Source organism: Cobetia sp. MC34, from assembly GCF_018340035.1.
In the GTDB taxonomy this organism is placed as follows: Bacteria; Pseudomonadota; Gammaproteobacteria; order Pseudomonadales; family Halomonadaceae; genus Cobetia; species Cobetia amphilecti.
Genome location: NZ_JADPPY010000046.1, coordinates 1 through 19,972, shown reverse-complemented (window position 1 = coordinate 19,972; position 19,972 = coordinate 1). Strand labels below are relative to the sequence as shown.

The window sequence follows — 19,972 nt, the reverse complement described above, 5'->3', positions numbered from 1 at the left end:
CCACCATAGCTTCAAGAATCGAGCGACCGCAGCGACGGTCGACGATGACGGCTGCTTTAACGGCGTGATTAATTCCTGAACGTTATATAGATACGACAGAAGAGCAGCATTTGGGCATGATTCAGCGAGCCGTTACGGCGTAGATAGCGCCCCTGGTGCGAGAACCCAACGGCCAGCCACTTCAAGCCGCCCGATCAGGGCACTCGTGAATAAGGCGGGATTACGCCATGGTGATCTACGGAGTAGCCCTGCTCGCAGGGTGCATGATGGCCGGTCTCGTGATCGGTGATCTGCTCGGAGAAATGCTCAATATCGATTCCAATCTCGGCGGCGTCGGCATCGCGATGCTGCTGCTCATCTTCATCACCGGCGTGCTGAAGGACCGCGGCAAGATGGCCGACAGCACCGCCAGCGGCATCAATTTCTGGAACGCGATGTACATCCCCATCGTGGTCGCGATGGCCGCCAGCCAGAACGTGGTCGCGGCCTTCAGTGGCGGCATGGTCGCGCTGGTGGCGGGCGTGCTGGCCGTGGTGCTGGGGCTGGCCCTCGTGCCGCTGCTGACCGGCAAGCGCCCCGAGAATGCGCTGGAAGATGACCCGCTCGCCGGCGAGACCCGCTACACGCCGACCAGAACCTCAGTGACGACGGGGGCGCCGGTGCTGGACCGCAGCCGCCACACCTCCTCCACTCCTGCGCACAAACACTGAGGGCTGAACCATGATCGAGTCACTCGTCCAACTGTTCGACAAGTATCATCTGGTCGCCGCCTTTGCCGTGATCGGCCTGGCGATGTATGTCGCCTACTGGATCAGCAACAACCTGACCCACGGCAAGCTGCACGGCTCCGCCATCGCCATCATCCTCGGCCTGGTGCTGGCCTATGTGGGCGGCGCGACCGCCGGCGGCAGCAAGGGGCTCTCGGATGTCACGCTGTTCTCGGGGCTTGGCCTGATGGGCGGCGGCATGCTGCGTGATCTCGCGATCATCGCCACCGCCTACGGGGTCAACCTGAAGGAAATCCGCCAGACCGGCTTTCGTGGGGTCGTGGCGCTGTTCGTCGGTGTGCTGATCTCCTTCATCGCCGGTGGTGGTGTCGCCATCGCCTTCGGCTATACCGACCCGGTCGATATCACCACCATCGGCGCGGGCGCGGTCACCTACATCGTCGGCCCGGTCACCGGTGCCACCCTGGGGGCAAGCTCCGAAGTGGTCGCGCTGTCGATCGCGGCCGGACTGGTGAAGTCGATCCTGACCATGGTCGCCACGCCGATGACGGCGCGCCTGATCGGGCTCGACAATCCCCGCTCCGCGATGATCTTCGGCGGCCTGATCGGCACCACCAGCGGCGTCGCGGCCGGTCTCGCCGCCACCGATGCCCGCCTGGTGCCCTACGGCGCGATGACGGCCACCTTCTACACCGGCCTGGGCATTCTGCTCGCCCCGACGGTGCTGTTCCTGGCGGTACGTGCGGTGATGTAAGCGCTGCTCTGCAATTAGTAAGTAAGGACTGCACCAAACCAGACACGACGGCGGCATCAGCAAGGACAAAACGCCCCACGCTGATGCCGCCGTCGTGTTTTTACTGTCTAGCTGCCCCCCTTTCAACTGCACGCACGCGCTTTCGCACTTTCGCGCAGGCAAGCCTGATCAGCGCTCCCCCAACAACATTTTCATCACCGAGCGCGCGGCGGGCCACATCACGCTGCCATGGTCTTCGCCTTCATACAACTTCCATTCCACCTCGATCTGCGGGCAGCGCTCGCCCAACTGGCGCGCATAGGCTTGGGCGTTGTCGATCATCGCGCGCTGGACACGCAGCCTGTCCCGCTCCGGGTCATTGCGCTGTGGCTGCGGCGATTGCTCGCGTCCGCCAGCGGCGATCAATACCGAGCCCGCCGCCTCGGAGCAGGCAAGACGCAGCGGCCAGTTGGCCTGGTCATTCTCCTGCAACCACCACAGCGACGGGCTGATCGCGAAGATCGCGCCGAACGCCTCGGGGGCCTGCTGCTGGGCATGGAGTGCAAACAGGCCGCCAAGCGAGTGACCGACCAGCGCCGGTTGCTCGAGATCGAGCGGATAACGTGAGGCCAGTTCAGGTGGCAAGGATTGCGTCAGATAGGCCAGAAACTGCGCCCCGCCACCCGTGCCTTCAGGCGCGGTGCCGCTGGTGAGCGGTGGAGTGAAGTCCTTGTAGCGCAGTGTCGTGACGGTGGTACGCGTCGCCTCTGCCTGATCGTCACTGCCCGCGTAGCCGACCGCGACGATGGCGAGATTCGCCGGCGCCTTGTCAAAGCCGCGACGTCCCAATATGTCGCGCGCTGCCGTGAACAGATCAAGGTGGCGATTGCCGTCCAGTACCAGCAGCACGGGATAACCTCCCGGAGGCGGCGCGACCCTGGGCAATGCCACCTGTATCAGATAATCGTGCCCCGTGAGGCGCGAATGCTGGGTGAAGGATGACGTGGTGCCTGGCAGCGCCTCATCAGCGGCGTGAGTCATGGCAAGGGCCGGCACGCTGACAGCAACGGATGTCAGCATGATGAGTCCCCATGCCTGTAGCCGGGCGAATAGCCTCATGCGTGCACGCAATCCGAGACTCATCATCAGAACTCGTACTTCATGGTCGCGACGGCGCTGGCCGGGCGTCCCACGAAGTTGAAGACACTGGCAGAACCGGCGCGCACGTAATATTCGCGGTCGAACAGGTTGTAGACGTTCAACTGGCCGCTGAGTCTCGGCGTGAACTGGTAACCGAGCATGGCATCGAATACCGCATAGCCCGGTGCATGGATGGTGCCCTGGGTGTTGTCGAAGTCACTCAGTGCCGTCATGCCGGCACCGACGGATACGCCGTCCAGCAGGTTGCCTTCGAAGCGATACTGGGTCCACAGATTGACCATGTTGTTGGGCATCAGCATCAACAGGGCATCTGAGCTGCCGGCCTCCAGCACTTCGGAGTCCATGTAGGTGTAGCCGAAGATGACATCCCACTGCGGCGTGATGTTGCCGGCAAGCTCCAGCTCCGCACCGGTGATGCGCATCTTGCCGGAATCCACCGAGTAATCGACGCTGCTGTCGGTGGAGGATGCCGCGCGGTGGCTGTCGGTCAGCTGGAAGCCACTGATGCGCGCATTGAGGGCGCCATCCAGATAGCTGCCCTTGATGCCGATCTCGTATTTCTCGCCTTCCCGCGGGTCGATCAGGTCCCCGTCCTCGCCTTCACTAGTCTGCGGCTCGAAGACCTTGGAGTAGCTGGCATAGACGGAGTGATCGGCGTCCAGGTCGTACACGAGTCCGCCGTAGGGCGTGACAGCCGTGTCCTGCATGTCGCTGCTGCCGCCATTGATCCTGTCTTCGGAATCCGCCGAGAAATGGCTGACCCGCGCGCCCAGTATCACGGCCAGCGGCGCCACGGGACGCAGCGTCACCTTGCCGTACAGGCCCTGTTCTTCAAGGGTGGTCTTGGTGCGCGACAGGCTGTAGCCACTGACGCCGTCACGCGCGTTGCCGAGAATGTCAACATAGACCAGGTTGTTCAGCTCGCTGATGCTGGCGCTGGAGCCGGTCAGGTTGCTGGTGCGCGCTGCGGTGGTGTCCGCCTCTGAGGTCTTGTAGTCGACCCCGACCACGAATTCGTTCTGGTTGCCGAAGGCATCGAAGCCCTGGGTATAGCTGGCATCCACGCTCACCGAGGTCTCATCGGTGAAACCGGCATAGCCCGCGACACTGCTCATGTCGCCGCTGTCACTGAGCGCGGAGCCACTGTAGGCGTACTCGTAATCGGCATTGCGATCACTGTAACGCGCCGCCAGACGTCCATAGCCGCGCGAACTGAAGTGGTGCGTCAGCTCGGCGATGACATCGGTGGAGTCGCTCTCGAAGCTGTTCCAGTCCGCGCCATAGAAGGCCGAACTTCGTCCGTAGGTGAAGTCGCCATCGCTGCCCACCGGCTGACCCTGATTGACGGTGATGTCCTTGGTGTTGTGGATCACACCCAGTGACAGCTCGGTGTTCTCATCCAGATCGATATCCAGCGCGCCATAGAAATCATTCAGCGTGTTGTCGTTGTCATCGACCCACTGCGCCTGCTCCGTGGAGCGGGTCACCAGGCGCCCGCGGATACGGCCCTGCTCATCGATGGGCCCGGAGATATCGACGCTGACGCTGCTGTCATCCAGCGTGCCGACGCTGCCGCTGATGGAGCCCTGGAAGGTATCGGTCGGGCGCTTGCGCACCAGATTGATGACGCCGCCCAGCTCACTGGTGCTGTTGAAGAGCCCCGACGGCCCGCGCATGACCTCGACCCGATCGATGGCGGTCAGCGAAGGCACCGAGCCCGTCAGGCTCGACATCGGCGCGGACAGGCCATCGATGCTGTAGGCATCGTACTCGTAGCCACGCGCGAAGATGGACGAGCGGCCACTGTCGTTGTTCAGCACCCGCACGCCCAGCGTACGCGCCGCCAGCTGATCCAGGGTGATGAAGTTCTGGTCCTCGATGGCGTCATGGGTCACGACGCTGACGGACTGCGGGATGTCGCGCAGCGAGGCCGGCACCTTGGAGCCCACCGTGGCGGCATCGACACTATAGCCACCACTTTCTTCACTGGAGGCCATGTCATACAGACGCAGACCAGTGACCCGCTGCGTATCCAGCACCAGCGTCGAGTCGTCCGCCTGCGCCGGCATACTGACCAGCACCACGCCCGCCCCGAGCATCAAACGACGCGCCCCTGCCCCACACAGTCCGCGTCCTTGAGTGTGCTTCTTGTTCATCGTGTCCCCTTGCCTTGTTCCGTTATCTACTGTCACTAATGATAATTATTTGCACTTGATGCATTGACGGGGCATTTTGGCACTCCACGACGACAAAAACCTTTGCGGAACCCTCCGTGATGTTTGCAGGTGCGACAAGATGAGCCTTACCTCCCTTTCCGGCCGCGCTGGCGGTGCCACGACGACCACTGATGCGCTTTCCGCTTCGCCCTCTATTCCTTCCTCTATTCCTTCCTCTATTTCTTCCTCTATGCCCTCCTCTATGCCCTCCTCTTCTTTCTCCTCCACTGCGTTCTCCACAGCCTCCTCCTCGCCCTCAAGTGAGAGCGCAAGGCCCAAGATCATCGAGCTTGAGCACGTCCACCGCATGGCGCGCGCCCTGACCAGCGACCACCAGTGCGAGCCTGCCGAGGGCCAGTCCGGCGATGGCGCGCTGATCGGCAACATGCATCTGCATGAGGTTCAGCCGGGGTTGTTCATGCGCCTCAACCGCGTGCGCAAACGTGCCGATCTGATGATTCGCTCCCGTATCGAGCCGTCCCTCAAGATCGCCGTGGTATGGCGCGGGGAGCCGAAGGTCAGTTTCGGCCCGGACAGCCATGCACTGGCACCGGGGCGTGCGCTATGCATCGCCCTCGATGAAGTGACGGAATTCGCGCTCAAGAGCGTGAAAGGCACGCAGGAGCACAGCGCCATCCTGTCGCTGACACCGGCGTGGCTGAAATTGCATCTGGGGGTATCACGCGCCAGCCAACTGATGCCCGAGGCGCGGCATCTGGCCCATTACGCCTGGCAGCCGTCTGCGCGTCTGATCGAGCGACTGGAGGAATTCAGCCGCCAACGGCCGGGGACGCTGGCGCTGCGTCTCGGCATCGAGTCATTGGCATTGGAAGTGATCAGTGAATGCCTGGCGGCCACCGCCTCTCTTTCTCATCCGACTCCCGAAGGGCTTGGCGAGCACTGGGCGGCAAGGCTGGAAGACTGGATACACAGCGGGGAAGCCGCCTATCTGAGCCGGGCGGAGATGGCATCACGGCTGGGCATGAGCGTGCGCCAGTTGCAGCGCCGCTATCGCGACGCCTACGGCCAGCCCCTGGCGCAGGACCTGCGGCGGCGGCAGCTGACCCGAGTGGCGCACCTGCTGCAGGACCGCAAACTGACGATTGAAGCCGCAGCCGAACTGGCGGGCTATCGCAGCGCGGCCAACTTCGCCACCGCCTTTCGCCGCCAATTCGGCGTGCCGCCCAGTCAGCGGCCGGTGGTGCCGGCGTGAGCGACGCTTGGACTTGGCGATGACCCGTCGCTAATGTTGAGCGTCGTCGCGGCATGCGCCCTGCTGGCGGTGGAGGCAGACCGCAGCCGCATACGGACGGACGACCACAGCACGAACTGAACATCACGAAGAACAGCACGACACAACAAGACTTCGCCACGCTCTCGCACAAGGACACTGTCATGTCGGTTGACAACATGAAGCTGGAATCCCTCGCCCTACATCACGGCTATACCTCGGAAGCCACCACCAAGGCGGCGGCGGTGCCGATCTACCAGACCACCTCCTACACCTTCGATGATACCCAGCACGGCGCGGACCTCTTCGATCTCAAGGTGCCGGGCAACATCTACACCCGCATCATGAACCCGACCAATGACGTGCTGGAGCAGCGCATGGCCGCCGTCGAGGGCGGTATCGCGGCGTTGGCGGTGGCTTCCGGCATGGCGGCGATCACCTATGCCATCCAGGCGCTGGTGCAGGTCGGCGACAACATCGTCAGCACCAGCCAGCTATATGGCGGCACCTACAACCTGTTCGCCCATAGCCTGCCGCGTCAGGGGGTCGAGGTGCGCATGGCGGCCTTCGATGATTTCGCCGGCCTCGAGGCGCTGATCGATGACAAGACCCGCGCCGTCTTCTGCGAGTCCATCGGCAATCCTGCCGGCAACATCGTCGATCTCGAGCGTCTGGCCGAGATCGCCCACCAGCATGGCGTGCCGCTGATCGTCGACAACACCGTCGCCACGCCAGTGCTGTGCCGCGCCTTCGATCACGGCGCCAATATCGTGATCCACTCGCTGACCAAGTATATCGGCGGCCACGGCACCACCGTGGGTGGCATCATCATTGATTCAGGCAAGTTCGACTGGGTCGCCAACAAGGAGCGCTTCCCGATTCTCAACGAGCCGGACCCCTCCTACCACGGCGTCGTCTACACCGAGGCCTTCGGTCCGGCCGCCTATATCGGGCGTTGCCGTGTGGTGCCACTGCGCAATACTGGCGCGGCGCTGTCACCGCAGAGCGCCTTCCTGCTGCTGCAAGGCCTGGAAACCCTCAGCCTGCGCATGGAACGCCACTGCAGCAATGCGCTCACGCTGGCCGAGTATCTGCAGCAGCACCCGAGCGTCAGCTGGGTCAACTACGGCGCGCTGCCCGACAGCCCCTATCACGCCACCTGCCAGAAGATCACCGGCGGCAAGGCCTCCGGTATCATAAGCTTCGGCATCAAGACGGACGCGACTGGTGATGACAAGGCCGAAGCCGGGCGCATCGCCGGCGGCAAGTTCATCGATGCGCTGCAGATGATTCTGCGCCTGGTCAATATCGGCGATGCCAAGTCGCTGGCCTGCCACCCGGCCTCCACTACCCACCGCCAGCTCAACGAGGAAGAACTGGCCAAGGCCGGTGTCTCGGCGGATCTGGTGCGCATCTCGGTGGGGATCGAGCACATCGACGACATCATCGCCGATGTCAGCCAGGCGCTGGACAAGGCGGTGGCGTGACGCGAGAGCGGCTCCCAAACGACATTGAGGCGCCAACCAGGCTGTCTCAGTGATATCTCAGCGCCCGCGAAGACACCCCTCTTCGCGGGCGCCTTGTGTTGCGTGTCCCGATGACTGCTGCTGCGCCCAGGCCTGCCAGAACCGCAATGGGCTGCAAAGCAAGATAACGGTATATAAAAAGACTAGACTCTCAGGTCGGCGATCCATCGAGACCCAGCATAAATCTGGTTAATACCAAGAATAAAAAATCGAAACTACCGAAATACACGAACAGAACACACTCTTGGATCAAGGCGCACACAGAGGCGCCTGTCACAACGATAACAACTCCAAGAGGTGTCCCGATGAAGCGTACCCTGCTGACCGCTGCAATTGCCGCTACCGCTATCCTGCCGCTGAGCGCCGCTCAGGCTCAGGATATCAAGCTCGGCCACGTGCTGGCGCCCACCCATAGCTGGAACATCGCTGCGGAAGGTTTTGCCAAGGATGTCGCCGAGGCCACTGATGGCCGCGTCAATTTCCAGGTCTTCCCCAGCGGACAGCTCGGCAACGAGAAGACGGTTGTGGAAGGCATGCAGATCGGCAGCGTGCCGGCTGGCGTGATCGGCTGTGGCTCCTTCCAGCCGCTGGATGCCCGCTTCGGCATCGTCGAACTACCCTACTCCTGGCCGGACCGCGAACATGCCTACGCCGCCTACGATGGCAAGCTGGGCGATGCGCTCGAGGATGTCGCCGACGAGCACAACATGAAGATCCTGTCGTGGTGGGAAAACGGCTTCCGTCACGTCACCAACAACCGTGGCCCCATCACCACCCCGGAAGACCTCGCGGGCCTCAAGATTCGCGTCACGCCGGACAAGATGCGTCTGGACACCTTCACCGCACTGGGTTCCAGCCCGGCGCCGCTGTCCTTCGGTGAGCTCTACTCCGCGCTTCAGCAGGGCGTGTTCGATGCCCAGGAAAACCCGCTGGCCATCATCTATTCCTCTTCGTTCAGCGAAGTGCAGGACTACGTCTCCCTCACTGGTCACGTCTGGGCACCGGCGTGTCTGACCATCTCCAACTTCACCTGGAACCAGCTCTCCGAGCAGGATCAGGCCGCAGTGCAGAAGAGCGCCGACGAATGGCGTGACAAGCAGCGCGCGATGACCCAGAAGGATGACGCCGAGCTGGTCGCCAAGCTGGAAGAAGCAGGCATGCAGGTCAACGAGGTCGACACCGCGCCCTTCAATGCCAAGGTGCAGGGTGTGTGGGCCGAGTACACCGACGTCTTCGGGCCTGAGCTGATGGGCCTGGTCGAGCAATACCGCAAGGGCGAGTAACGATGTCTTCCGCCTCTCCCTCCGTCAAGCCGCTGGCCATGTTGTGTGCCGTGCGTACCTTGATGATCACCCTCTCACGTTGGAGCTGCCGGGGCTGTCTGGCCCTGGCTGCCAGCGGAGTCGCCGCGCTGTCGGCACTGGTGATCTGGACCGTCTTCATGCGTTGGGTCATGGGTCAGCCGCCGCACTGGGCAGAAGAGTTGCCGCAGCTGGTGCTGGTATGGACCACCCTGCTGGCCGCGGTGTCCTGCACCCGCAACCGCACTCACCTGAGTGCGGGCCTGCTGCCGCTGCTGGTGCGCTCGATGCGTATCCAGCGCATTACCGGACGCATCACTGACGCCATGATCCTGATCATGCTGCTGTTGCTGGCCAAGGCAGGCATGGATCTGACCGTCATCACGATGCGTCAAACCACCACTGCGCTGCAGATTCCGGCCGGTATCGTCTATCTGTCCGTGCCGCTGTGCTGCACCGCGATGGCACTGGTACAGCTGGAGCACCTGCTGACGCCGACCGCAACCTCCCGTGACACCCTGGCCGATGACGCCCCGTCATCCCCACGCCAAGGAGATGCCTCATGACTCTCGGCGCCCTGGCTCTGCTCGGCGTATTCGCGCTCGGCATCCTCATCGACATTCCCATCGCCTTCGCGCTGTTGATGTCGGCCCTCTTCTACCTGCTGGCCTTCGGTGCCGCGCCCATGATGGTCTCGGCGCAGCAATTCGTGGCCGGGATGGAAAGCTTCACCCTGCTGGCGATCCCGCTGTTCGTGCTCGCCGCCCAGTTGATGAACCGCGCCGGTCTGACCGAACGCCTGGTACGCCTGTGCATGGCGATGGTCGGTGACATCCGCGGCGGTCTGGCGGTGGTCGCGGTGCTCGCCTGCATGATGTTCGGCGCGCTGTCCGGCTCCGGCGTGGCGGACGTGATCGCCATCGGCAGCATGCTGCTGCCCACCATGGCTCGCAACGGCTATGACAAGGGCTTCAGCAGTGCGCTGGTCGGCACCGCCAGCTCCATCGGCACCGTGATTCCGCCCAGCATCGTGATGATCGTCTACGGCACCACCTCCAATACCTCGGTGGGCCAGCTGTTCATGGGCGGCATCATCCCCGGCCTCATGCTGACCGTCGCGCTGGTCGGCGTCGCCCTCTACATGTCACGCAAGCATGGCTGGTCGGGTGGTGTCGCGGCCCGTGTGCCCGGCGAGCGTCGCCGCGCCCTGCTCAGCGCCATGCCGGCCCTGATGGTGCCGGTGATGATCATCGGTGGCATCCGCTTCGGGGTCTTCACGCCCACCGAAGCCGCCGCCTCCGCGATTCTCTACGCCATCATCATCGGCACCTGTGTCTATCGCAGCCTGACCTGGCGCGGCTTCCTGGACAGCGTCAAGGCAACTGCCGAGACCACCGGCGCCATCCTGCTGATCATCGGTGCGGCCGGCATGTTCGCCTGGGGCCTGACCTACGAGCAGGTGCCGCAGGCCATCGCCCAGCTGATCGGCGAATTCACCGACAGCCGCATCAGCGTCCTGCTGCTGCTGACCGCCGTGCTACTGGTGCTGGGTTCCTTCATGGAAAGCGTGGCGATCATCATCATCGTGACGCCCATCGTGATGCCGCTGCTAGCGCAATACGGCATCAGTCCGGTGCACTTCGGGGTACTGCTGACCGTCAATCTGGCCATCGGCGCCAATACGCCGCCGCTGGGCATCGACCTGATGGCCGCCTGTCGCATCGCCGGTATCAACGTCAGCGATTCGCTGCGCCCGCTGGGCCTGATGCTGGGCGCGATGCTGACCGTGCTGATGCTGATCACCTTCATTCCGGAACTCGTGCTGTTCCTGCCCAACCTGATGGAGGGCTGAGTGATGACCACCGCCATGGACCACAAGCTTCCCCAGCGCTGGCTGTTCGTACCGGGTGACGACGACGCCCGTCTGCAGGCCGCCCTCACCAGCGGCGCCGATGCCATCGTGGTCGATCTCGAAGAGTTCACCCCGGCCGCCGGACGCAAGCTTGCCATCAGTCGCTTCGCCGACTTCGCCAGACGCGCCCGTGCCCTGAAGGTGTGGCCGGCCGTGCGCCTCAACCTGCTGGAGCACGGCGGTCGCGACGAACTGGCAGAGCTGATCAGCACCACCCTGGGCGATCCCACCGGGACTCCCGCCGCCATCTTCCTGCCCGCCGTCGAGCAACGCGCCCAGCTGGCTGCGCTGGATGACGCCCTCGCCGAGCAGGAAGCCCTGCATGGCCTGACACGGGGCAGTCTGAAGAGCGTCGCGACGCTGGAAAGCCAGGCCGGACTGCTGGCCACCGAGGAACTGCTCGCCGCGGGCGATGACACGCCACGCCTGCTGGGAGCACTGATCGGTACCGGGGATCTGGCTGCGGATCTGGGCCTGATGCCCGACCAGCCCGCCGCCACCATCACCGAGACGCTCAAGCCGTGGCGTCAGCGGTTGGCGCGGGCCTGCAAGACCCATCGCCGGCTGGCCATCGATGGCCCGTGGCGCTGGAAGCACGGGCTGGGCACCGACCAGCACTGGGCCAATCAGCAGGGGCTGCAGGCGCGTTGCGTCATCTACCCCGAACAGCTCGAAGCGCTTTACGACCTCATGCCCGCTCGCGGCGCTGACCCGATGCCCATCCCTCAGACCTGAGCCGCTGCCCTCACGAGCGCCGCACCGAATTCATTACCGCGTCAAAACTACCGACGTCTCAACACCGATTTCTCAACACTGATTTCTCAACAACAACGAGAGCACTCCCATGACTCAGGCCGCGAACACTTCCTCCGCTTCCACCCTGCCGCTGCGCAATGGCGGGCAGATCCTCGTCGATCAGATCCGTCTGCACGGCACCAAGCGTGTCTTCCTGGTGCCGGGCGAAAGCTACCTGCCGTGCATCGATGCGCTCAATGAGCACAAGGGCGCCATCGAGCCCATCGTCTGCCGCCAGGAAAGTGGCGCAGGCTACATGGCCGAAGCCTACGGCAAGCTGACCAACGAGCCGGGCGTGTGCTTCGTCACCCGTGGCCCGGGCGCCACCAACGCCTCCATCGCCGTGCACACCGCCTATCAGGATTCCACGCCGATGATCCTGTTCATCGGTCAGGTCGGTGGCGACTTCATCGAGCGCGAAGCCTTCCAGGAAATCGATTACCGCCGCATGTTCGGCGAGATGACCAAGTGGGTCGCGCAGATCGACGACACCTCGCGCATTCCGGAATACATCGCGCGTGCCTATCAGGTGGCGCGCAGCGGCCGTCCGGGGCCGGTGGTGCTGGCACTGCCCGAAGACACCCTGTGGGGCGAAGCCCAGGTCGCGGACGTCAAGCCGCACCCGCGTCTGGCCACCTACCCGGGTCAGCCGCAGCTCGATGAGCTCAAGAGCCTGCTCGCGACTGCCGAGCGTCCCTTCCTGTTGGTCGGCGGCAGCGGCTGGACCCGCGATGCCCAGGTCGCGCTGGAAGGCTTCGCCGAGCGCTTCGATATCCCCACTGGTGTCGCCTGGCGCCGTCTGGAGTGCGTCGATGCCGAACTGCCGCAATTCGCCGGTCACGTCGGCATGGGCATGCATGACGCGCTGCGTCAGCAGCTGGTCGAGAGTGACCTGGTGATCGCCGTCGGTACCCGTATCGGCGAAGCCACCAGCGAAGGCTACAGCTGGATCCAGTCGCCGGTGCCGACCCAGAAGCTGGTGCACATCTACGCAGACCCGGAAGAGCTGGGCCGTGTCTATCAGCCGACGCTGGCCATCAATACCGACGTCAACGGCTTCGCACTGGCGCTCTCCACCCTGTCCCCGGATAGCGCACCGCGCTGGTCCGGCATTACCCGCGAGGCGCGCGCCGCCTATCTGGCCACGCTGGAAGAGCAGCCGTCGCCGGGCCCGCTGAGCCTGGACAAGGTCAGCCTGACCGTCGACCGCATTCTCGATGGCAAGGGCTGCATCAGCGTCGGCGCCGGCAACTACGCGCTCTACGCACACCGCTACGTGCGCTTCCGTGGCCTGGGCAGCTCGCTGGCCCCGACCGTCGGTTCCATGGGTTACGGCCTGCCCGCCGCCATCTCCAGCAAGCTGGAATTCCCGGAACGCCCCGCCGTCTGCTACGCCGGTGATGGCTGCTTCCAGATGAACCTGCAGGAACTGGGCGTGGCACTGCAGTACCGCCTCGGCGTCGTGGTGCTTGTGTTCAACAACGGCATGTGGGGCACCATCCGCGCCCACCAGGAAAACGACTTCCCGGGCCGTGAGATCGCGCTGACCTTCACCAACCCGGACTTCGCCGCGCTGGTCACCGCCTACGCCGGCCTGGGTCAGGTGGTGGAGAAGGACGAGGACTTCGAGGAAAGCTTCAAGCGCGCCCTGGAATTCGCCGACCGCGAGCGTCTGCCGGCCCTGATCGAGCTGCGCTATGACCCGGACGGCATCGCCCCGGGCAAGCTGCTCAGCGGCATCCGTGAAGATGCCCTCACGCGTAACGCGGCCGAGTAAGTCACAGGGAGGCGCTCCTTCCCGCCTTCGGACGACCTTCCCGTCGCCCGAAGGCGGGAAGGTCGCCAGTCAGAACAGTTGAACCATGCCGCCAGAGCGCGACGACAGGAGTCATACAACAACATGTCCACTACCACTACCCCTTCAGCTCCCTCTGCCAATACCGAACAGACCCAGCAGATTCTGGATAGCCTCGCCCTGCGCGTCGATGGCAAGCGCCTGTGGGACGCGCTGATGACATTGGCCGAGATCGGCGCGACGCCCAAGGGCGGCAACTGCCGTCTGGCCCTGACCGAAGAAGACCGCGCCGGCCGCGAGCTGGTCACCGGCTGGCTCGAGGCCGCTGGCCTGACACTGCGCGTCGACGAGATCGGCAACATCTTCGCCCGTCGCCCGGGGCGCAATGACAGCCTGCCGCCGGTCGCCACCGGCAGCCACATCGACACCCAGCCCACCGGCGGCAAGTTCGACGGTTGCTACGGCGTGCTGGCCGGCCTGGAAGTCATGCGCGTGCTGGATGAGCGCGGCATCGAGACCGAAGCCCCGCTGGAAGTGGTGATCTGGACCAACGAGGAAGGCAGCCGCTTCGTGCCGGTGATGATGGGGTCCGGCGTGCATGCGGGCTTGATCCCGCTCGAGAAGGCCCTGGCCGCCACCGACCGTGACGGCGACAGCGTTGCCGCGTCACTGGCGCGCACCGGCTATGCCGGCGACGTGCCGGTGGGCAGCCATGATTTCGGCGCCTATTTCGAGGCGCATATCGAGCAGGGCCCGGTGCTGGAGCAGGAAGAGATCACCATCGGCGCCGTCACCGGCTCGCTGGGTCTGCACTGGTTTGACGTGGTGGTCAGCGGTCAGGAAGCCCACGCCGGCCCGACGCCGATGCCCTACCGCCGCGATGCGCTCAAGACCGCCTGCGCGCTGGTCAGTGACATCCTGACGCTGGCCGATGCCTACCAGCCCAACGGTCGCGTCACCTGTGGCGAATTCAATGTGCATCCCAACTCGCGCAACGTGATTCCGGGCCAGGTGCGCTTCAGCGTCGACCTGCGTCACCTGGAACCAGCAGTGCTCGCCGAGATGCACGACCAGCTCAAGGCGCTGTGCCTCAAGCATCACGCCGCCAACCAGAGCGACAAGCAACGCGTAGACATCGAGCTGATCGAGGTCCAGCACATTCCGCCGACGCCCTTCGCGCCGGAACTGATCGAGATGGTGCGCAGCGCAAGTCAAGTGCTGGAACTCAGCTACCGCGACATGGAAACCGGCGCCGGTCACGACGCCGTGCAGATCGCCGGCATCAACCCGGTGGCGATGATCTTCGTGCCCTGCGAAGACGGCATCAGCCACAACGAGAGCGAGAACGCCGAACCGTCCGATCTCGAGGATGGCGCCAACGTCCTGCTGCTGGCGATGCTCAAGCGTGCCGGCATCGTCAGCACCAACACTGACGACGCCAATGCGACCCACAACACCGCGGAGAACGCCCAATGAGCACTGCCACATCCGCCCCGCTGACGCATGCCGACTGGCAGCAACGCGCCGCCGCGCTGACCTTCGAGACGCGTGCCTTCATTGATGGCGCCTATACCGAAAGCACTGGCTGCGACACCTTCCCGGCCTACAATCCGGCCACCGGCGAAGTACTGGCGCATATCACCGCCTGCACCGAACAGGACATCGATCGCGCCGTGATGGCCGCGCGTCGCGCCTTCAAATCCGGTGTCTGGTCGCGTCAGTCGCCCCAGGCCCGCAAGGCCGTGCTGCAGCGCTTTGCCCAGTTGATCAGCGACAATGCCGAAGAACTGGCGCTACTGCAGACGCTTGAAATGGGCAAGCCGATCGGCGACAGCCTGGGCTTTGATCTGGCGGAAACCGCGCGCTCGGTGGCCTGGTATGCCGAGGCCATCGACAAGCATTACGACGAGATCGCGCCCACCGGCGAGAACGTGCACGCCACCATCACCCGTGAAGCGCTGGGCGTGGTCGCGGCGGTGGTGCCGTGGAACTTCCCGCTGATGATCGCTTCCTGGAAGTTCGCGCCGGCGCTGGCGCTGGGCAACAGCGTGGTGCTCAAGCCGGCCGAAGCCTCAAGCCTGAGTGCGCTGCGTCTGGCAGCACTGGCCGATGAAGCCGGCATCCCGGCGGGCGTGTTCAACGTCACGCCGGGCCTGGGCGCGGTGGCGGGTCAGGCGCTCGGCCTGCACATGGAAGTCGATGCGCTGGCCTTCACCGGCTCCACCGCGACCGGCAAGCGCTTCATGCGCTACTCAAGCGACTCCAACCTCAAGCGTGTGTGGCTGGAGTGTGGCGGCAAGTCGCCGCATATCGTGTTCGCCGATTGCCCGGACCTGGACCAGGCCGCTCGCGCCGCCGCCGATGCCATCTTCATCAATCAGGGCGAAGTCTGCATCGCCGGTTCGCGCCTGTATGTCGATGAGGCCATCTTCGATGACTTCATGCCGCGTCTGATCGCCTGCGCCCGTACCATGCCGGCCGGTGATCCGCTCGACCCGGCCACGCGCATGGGCGCACTGGTCAGCGCGGACCACCACGAGAAGGTGCTCGGCTTCGTCGAGACGGCGCTCTCGGAAGGCATGACGCTGCACCAGGGCGGTCAGGCGATCGCGCCCAGCGACGCCACCGCCGGCGGCTGGTATCTGGAGCCGACCATCGTGGAAGGCGGCCAGAACAGCACCGTTATGCGCGAGGAAATCTTCGGCCCGGTGCTCGGCGTGACCCGGTTCAGCGGCGAGGAAGAGGCCATCGAACTGGCCAATGATTCCATCTACGGGCTGGGCGCTGGTCTGTGGACCCGCGATCTGGCGCGTGCCCATCGTGTCTCGCGGCGTCTCAAGGCGGGTCTGGTGTGGGTCAACTGCTACGCCGATGGCGACATCAGCGTGCCCTTCGGTGGCGTCAAGCAATCCGGTTTCGGGCGTGACAAGTCACTGCACGCGCTGGACAAGTACTCAGACCTGAAGACCACCTGGATCAATCTCGCCTATTGAGGCCTGTGACGACCCACCCACCCAAGGCACCGCTGTCATCCGATGTTGCAGGATGGCAGCGGTGCCGTGGGTGGTAGTCGAGAAATGGGGCCGTGAAGCGCTTGAGAAAAGGGGCTTGAAACTGAGGTTCGGTCTAGACGGTCTCGCCCGTGCCCTCGCCCTCATTCTCGTCGGGCTCGGGCTGGGCCGCACCCGGCCGTTCAGCATCAGGATCAGCATGCACGGCGGCAAGCGGGTCGCGACTGGCCGGCACGCCGTCGGCTGCGGCAGAGGCCGCGGCGGGCTGCATTTCCAGCCCGCGATGCAGACGCTCTTCCAGCGGCACCTTGGCCAGCGCGTTGTGCATGAAATTGACGAAGGTGGATTCGGCGGCACTGAAACGCGCCTCGCGGTGCCACATCAGGTGCAGGTCGATATCGGCCACGCCACCGTAGGGCGGCAGGGGCCACAACTCTCCTTCCGCGACTTCACGGCGCACGATGTGCTCGGGCATGCAGCCGATGCCCCAACCGGCCAGCACCATGCGGCGGATTTCCTGCAGGCTGCTGGACTGACCGATCACCGGGCCCTGCACGCCTTCGCGGGCACGGAACATCGCCAGCGGTGACAGCACGCCATCGAGCTGCTCACTGCCAAAGGAGACATAGCGTTCATTGCGCAGCGCATCCATCGGCAGGTTCTGCTGACCGAACAACGGATGCATGCGACCACAGAAGTAGCGGTAATTCTGGCGCGCCAGCACCTGGGACATCAGCTGTTCAGGCGTCTGCTGGGCCAGACAGATACCCAAGGCCCCCTGGCGCTGCAGCAAACCCTGCTGCACCTCGTGACTGGACATTTCCTGGATCGAGAAGGTGACCTGGGGGAAACAGCGGTGAAAGCGTGCGAACACGCTATCAAGGAAACGGCATTCAATGCCGGTGATGAACAGGAGCGAGACATGTCCGGAAATCTCCGTATGACTATTGCCCACCTCAGAGGCGAGACGCGCCACATTGGCGTAGATCTCCACCGCCTCGCGATAGACCACCTGCCCCGCCCCGGTCACGCGAAAACTGTGACTGTCCCGTTCGATCAGACGCTGCCCCAGGCGCTCTTCCAGGCGCTTGAGTGACAGACTCACCGCTGGCTGTGACAGGTAGAGACGCGCCGCGGCCCGACTGACGCTTTCCTCCTGGACGATGACGATGAATGTTCTCAGCAGGTTCCAGTCCAGCGTGTCATGTATGGGTCGCATGGCGATTGTTCCTGTCCCGAAAGTGGCGCGACCGACAAGAGCGCAATGAAAAGCTCTCCCGGTGGTGCGCCAGATGGTAATAAAGTCAGCACCGCGTCACCAACGTCTGCCCTCGAGTGATATATTCCCCCTCGCTCAAGACAGTAATGACGATCAATACAATATCAATAAAGCGGAAAACACGACGATGTTCGATACCCGAGAAACCTTCATTCTCTCGATCATGATCATAGCATGTGGCGTATTTCTGATGGGGCTTTCGCTCTATTTCTTCCGCCGCATCAAGACCTATGATGATTACAATGTCGCAGGCCGTTCCACCTCGACCTTCCCGCTGATCTGTACGCTGATCGGTACCGCCGTCGGCGGTTCTACCCTGCTGGGCTTCGTCTCCAAGGGCTACACCTTCGGCATGGGCCAGCTGTGGCTGCCGGTGGGCATGACCTTCGCAGGCATTGCCCTGTACTTCTTCATCGGCAAGATCCACGCCGAAGGCGAGCGCCTCAACATGGTGACCCTGGCCGATTTCCTGGTCAGTCGCTTTGGCGAAGGCGTCAGGGTGCCGACCCTGCTCAGCATCCTGTGTGCCTACGCGGCCATCACCGGCATGCAGTTCGTGGCCGTGGCCACGGTGCTCAAGCTGGTGTTCGGCATGGCACTGCCGGTGGGCATCCTGCTGACCTGGGCACTGCTGACCGCCAAGACATGGCTGGGCGGCCTGATGGCGGTCATCTGGTCAGACGCCATCCTGGGCACCTTGCAGACCCTGGGCATCTTCTTCCTGCTGGTCACCGTCTACTACGCCAGCGGCAGCTGGGAATTCATCAGCGCGGCATCCATGCCCGAAGGCAACCCTGACTTCCTGAGCCTGACCGGTATTTCCGGCCATGAACTGGCGGTCTACATGCTGACCATCGGCGCCTATCAGTTCGTGCGCCAGGACCTTTGGCAGCGCTTCTGGGCCGCACGCAGCCTCAAGGCGGCACGGACCGGCTACGCCGTCGCCATCGTCTTCACGCTGCTGGTCGGCGGTGCCGTGGTCCTGATCGGCGCCTTCGCCAAGCTGGGACTGGATATCGCGGTCGCCAATCCGGACCTGTCCTTCTACGCCATCATCAAGGCCACCCTGCCGTTGCCGCTGATGGTCAGCATGGTCGTCGTGCTGCTGGCGACCATCATCTCGTGCGCCGATTCGTTCTTCATCGCCGGTGCGTCCTCCATCGCCAACGACATCATCAAGCCGCGCATGAAGGGCCGCGATGATGCCTTCATGCTGCGCATGAGCCGTCACTCGGTGGTCGCCATGTCCTTGATTTCGCTGGGCCTGGCGCTCTATGCACCGCGTCTGCTCGATATCTGGATTCTCGGCAGCGCGATGCTGGTCTGCGGTGTGCTAGTGCCGACGGTGGTCGCGCTGTGCCGTCGCACGCCAGACCCGCGTGGCGGAGTGATCATGATGTGGGGCGGGCTGGCCACCGCCGTGCTGTGGCAGGTGCTGGGCCATCCCTTCGGCCTGCACCCGGTGATGATCGGCCTGCCGGTCTCGCTGGCGCTGATGCCGCTGGCGCTGATGCCGCTGGCGCTGCGCAAGCCGAGCCTGAGCCTCTCGACCGAGTCCGCGGCGCGCTGACTGACCGAGCTGACTGACTGAGCGAACAGTTGCGCTCAATGCTTATCAAGTAGTGATGCAGCACCCGAAAGCCCCCGTTGCCGATGACCTCTTGAGAGCATCGGCAACGGGGGCTTTCCTGTGGTCAGGATCAATTCTCTGCGGGTTTCCTGCGCGCCACTCTGATAGCCATTCTGCTGGTCACCATGATGGCCATTCCGATGACCATTCTGCTGACCGAGCAGATGCCTTCAGGCAGGTTTTTCGTGAGCGACTGCCGACTATCCTTGCGACGACTTGGCTGCCTTTTCTGTCATCAATCGGCCAATTTCTCATCGGAATCCCCGCATGTTGTCACCGCGCAATACACACATGTTTTCTTACATAAATTTGGCAAATACTGCGTATTGAAATTTGAAAGCCCAAAAGGCTGATGATTCGTTGACCGCGAAGGGAGGGCCTCATAGATTGAAGGCGTACCATCACAACAAGAGGCAGGGACAGGTACCGCATGCATCTCCCGGACGCAGCATCATGGTCACGAGAAGTCCCGCATGCACTGCCCCGCTCACAATAACGATAACGTGGATACTGCTATGAAAACCCTCAACCCGGCTTATTCATGAGGCCGACCTGAAAACGAAGATGGCGAGTGGTTTTCTCTTGTAGAATCAGGATATTCCTGCCAGAACACGATTCAAGAGGACCACTCGCCATGGGTGAAACCCTAACGAC

At 63.6% G+C, this 19,972-nt stretch carries 16 protein-coding genes; 12 read left to right on the top strand and 4 right to left on the bottom strand.

All coding sequences use genetic code 11. The features are described 5' to 3' along the window. Positions 1-227 precede the first annotated feature (227 nt). A complete protein-coding gene (madL, locus tag IZU87_RS15940; RefSeq protein WP_131432133.1) occupies positions 228-710 on the top strand; it encodes a malonate transporter subunit MadL in 483 nt (160 codons plus the stop codon). A gap of 10 nt (positions 711-720) precedes the next feature. After that, the gene (gene madM, locus IZU87_RS15935) at positions 721-1,482 is read left to right on the top strand and encodes a malonate transporter subunit MadM (RefSeq protein WP_213115168.1); all 762 of its coding nucleotides are present in this window, start codon (positions 721-723) and stop codon (positions 1,480-1,482) included. 168 nt (positions 1,483-1,650) lie between these two features. Here madM and IZU87_RS15930 read toward each other — a convergent pair whose 3' ends face one another. From IZU87_RS15930 to IZU87_RS15920, 3 genes are all read right to left on the bottom strand, one after another. Beyond that, positions 1,651-2,541, bottom strand: coding sequence for an alpha/beta hydrolase (locus tag IZU87_RS15930; protein WP_213115167.1), 891 nt, complete (start codon positions 2,539-2,541; stop codon positions 1,651-1,653). Positions 2,542-2,606: 65 nt separating this feature from the next. Further along, on the bottom strand, positions 2,607-4,778 hold the full coding sequence (locus tag IZU87_RS15925) for a TonB-dependent siderophore receptor (RefSeq protein ID WP_249330663.1): 2,172 nt from the start codon (positions 4,776-4,778) through the stop codon (positions 2,607-2,609). Positions 4,779-4,823: 45 nt separating this feature from the next. Continuing rightward, the gene (locus IZU87_RS15920; protein WP_213115166.1) at positions 4,824-5,123 is read right to left on the bottom strand and encodes a hypothetical protein; all 300 of its coding nucleotides are present in this window, start codon (positions 5,121-5,123) and stop codon (positions 4,824-4,826) included. Positions 5,124-5,145: 22 nt separating this feature from the next. On the opposite strand from IZU87_RS15920, the gene IZU87_RS15915 reads away from it, so the two are divergent. From IZU87_RS15915 to IZU87_RS15875, 9 genes are all read left to right on the top strand, one after another. Next, positions 5,146-6,051 carry a helix-turn-helix transcriptional regulator gene (locus IZU87_RS15915; RefSeq protein ID WP_213115165.1) on the top strand — a complete coding sequence of 302 codons (906 nt, stop codon included), beginning with the start codon at positions 5,146-5,148 and terminating at the stop codon, positions 6,049-6,051. A gap of 197 nt (positions 6,052-6,248) precedes the next feature. Further along, positions 6,249-7,556: an O-acetylhomoserine aminocarboxypropyltransferase/cysteine synthase family protein gene (locus IZU87_RS15910; RefSeq protein WP_213115170.1), complete on the top strand. Its 1,308-nt coding sequence runs from the start codon at positions 6,249-6,251 to the stop codon at positions 7,554-7,556. A gap of 344 nt (positions 7,557-7,900) precedes the next feature. Continuing rightward, positions 7,901-8,878 (top strand): TRAP transporter substrate-binding protein, encoded by a 978-nt coding sequence (locus tag IZU87_RS15905; RefSeq protein WP_054556958.1) that lies wholly within the window; start codon positions 7,901-7,903, stop codon positions 8,876-8,878. A 2-nt stretch (positions 8,879-8,880) separates the two neighbouring features. Continuing rightward, positions 8,881-9,462, top strand: coding sequence for a TRAP transporter small permease (locus tag IZU87_RS15900; protein ID WP_249330662.1), 582 nt, complete (start codon positions 8,881-8,883; stop codon positions 9,460-9,462). Further along, on the top strand, positions 9,459-10,748 hold the full coding sequence (locus tag IZU87_RS15895; protein WP_107334689.1) for a TRAP transporter large permease: 1,290 nt from the start codon (positions 9,459-9,461) through the stop codon (positions 10,746-10,748). The genes IZU87_RS15900 and IZU87_RS15895 overlap by 4 nt, the downstream gene beginning before the upstream one ends. 3 nt (positions 10,749-10,751) lie before the next feature. Beyond that, positions 10,752-11,543, top strand: a complete 792-nt coding sequence (locus IZU87_RS15890) for an aldolase/citrate lyase family protein (RefSeq protein WP_213115164.1) — start codon at positions 10,752-10,754, stop codon at positions 11,541-11,543. A gap of 109 nt (positions 11,544-11,652) precedes the next feature. Further along, positions 11,653-13,380, top strand: a complete 1,728-nt coding sequence (locus IZU87_RS15885) for a thiamine pyrophosphate-binding protein (protein WP_213115163.1) — start codon at positions 11,653-11,655, stop codon at positions 13,378-13,380. 123 nt (positions 13,381-13,503) lie between these two features. Next, positions 13,504-14,874 carry a Zn-dependent hydrolase gene (locus tag IZU87_RS15880; protein ID WP_213115162.1) on the top strand — a complete coding sequence of 457 codons (1,371 nt, stop codon included), beginning with the start codon at positions 13,504-13,506 and terminating at the stop codon, positions 14,872-14,874. Then, on the top strand, positions 14,871-16,391 hold the full coding sequence (locus tag IZU87_RS15875) for an aldehyde dehydrogenase (protein ID WP_213115161.1): 1,521 nt from the start codon (positions 14,871-14,873) through the stop codon (positions 16,389-16,391). Before IZU87_RS15880 ends, IZU87_RS15875 begins: the two co-directional genes overlap by 4 nt. Positions 16,392-16,524: 133 nt before the next feature. Here IZU87_RS15875 and IZU87_RS15870 read toward each other — a convergent pair whose 3' ends face one another. Further along, on the bottom strand, positions 16,525-17,628 hold the full coding sequence (locus IZU87_RS15870; protein WP_213115160.1) for a LysR family transcriptional regulator: 1,104 nt from the start codon (positions 17,626-17,628) through the stop codon (positions 16,525-16,527). A 187-nt stretch (positions 17,629-17,815) separates the two neighbouring features. Here IZU87_RS15870 and IZU87_RS15865 point away from each other — a divergent pair, with 187 nt between their 5' ends. After that, positions 17,816-19,258: a sodium:solute symporter family protein gene (locus IZU87_RS15865; RefSeq protein WP_213115159.1), complete on the top strand. Its 1,443-nt coding sequence runs from the start codon at positions 17,816-17,818 to the stop codon at positions 19,256-19,258. The last annotated feature ends 714 nt before the right edge of the window (positions 19,259-19,972 follow it).

Bases quoted from the DNA above. Each gene is read 5' to 3' on its own strand.
- IZU87_RS15900 (WP_249330662.1), top strand. From the start codon at position 8,881: ATGTCTTCCGCCTCTCCCTCCGTCAAGCCGCTGGCCATGTTGTGTGCC.
- IZU87_RS15875 (WP_213115161.1), top strand. From the start codon at position 14,871: ATGAGCACTGCCACATCCGCCCCGCTGACGCATGCCGACTGGCAGCAA.
- IZU87_RS15905 (WP_054556958.1), top strand. From the start codon at position 7,901: ATGAAGCGTACCCTGCTGACCGCTGCAATTGCCGCTACCGCTATCCTG.
- IZU87_RS15870 (WP_213115160.1), bottom strand. From the start codon at position 17,628: ATGCGACCCATACATGACACGCTGGACTGGAACCTGCTGAGAACATTC.
- IZU87_RS15925 (WP_249330663.1), bottom strand. From the start codon at position 4,778: ATGAACAAGAAGCACACTCAAGGACGCGGACTGTGTGGGGCAGGGGCG.
- IZU87_RS15930 (WP_213115167.1), bottom strand. From the start codon at position 2,541: ATGCTGACATCCGTTGCTGTCAGCGTGCCGGCCCTTGCCATGACTCAC.
- IZU87_RS15915 (WP_213115165.1), top strand. From the start codon at position 5,146: ATGGCGCGCGCCCTGACCAGCGACCACCAGTGCGAGCCTGCCGAGGGC.
- IZU87_RS15885 (WP_213115163.1), top strand. From the start codon at position 11,653: ATGACTCAGGCCGCGAACACTTCCTCCGCTTCCACCCTGCCGCTGCGC.
- madM (WP_213115168.1), top strand. From the start codon at position 721: ATGATCGAGTCACTCGTCCAACTGTTCGACAAGTATCATCTGGTCGCC.
- IZU87_RS15910 (WP_213115170.1), top strand. From the start codon at position 6,249: ATGAAGCTGGAATCCCTCGCCCTACATCACGGCTATACCTCGGAAGCC.
- IZU87_RS15865 (WP_213115159.1), top strand. From the start codon at position 17,816: ATGTTCGATACCCGAGAAACCTTCATTCTCTCGATCATGATCATAGCA.
- IZU87_RS15895 (WP_107334689.1), top strand. From the start codon at position 9,459: ATGACTCTCGGCGCCCTGGCTCTGCTCGGCGTATTCGCGCTCGGCATC.
- IZU87_RS15880 (WP_213115162.1), top strand. From the start codon at position 13,504: ATGTCCACTACCACTACCCCTTCAGCTCCCTCTGCCAATACCGAACAG.
- IZU87_RS15890 (WP_213115164.1), top strand. From the start codon at position 10,752: ATGACCACCGCCATGGACCACAAGCTTCCCCAGCGCTGGCTGTTCGTA.
- madL (WP_131432133.1), top strand. From the start codon at position 228: ATGGTGATCTACGGAGTAGCCCTGCTCGCAGGGTGCATGATGGCCGGT.
- IZU87_RS15920 (WP_213115166.1), bottom strand. From the start codon at position 5,123: ATGATCTTGGGCCTTGCGCTCTCACTTGAGGGCGAGGAGGAGGCTGTG.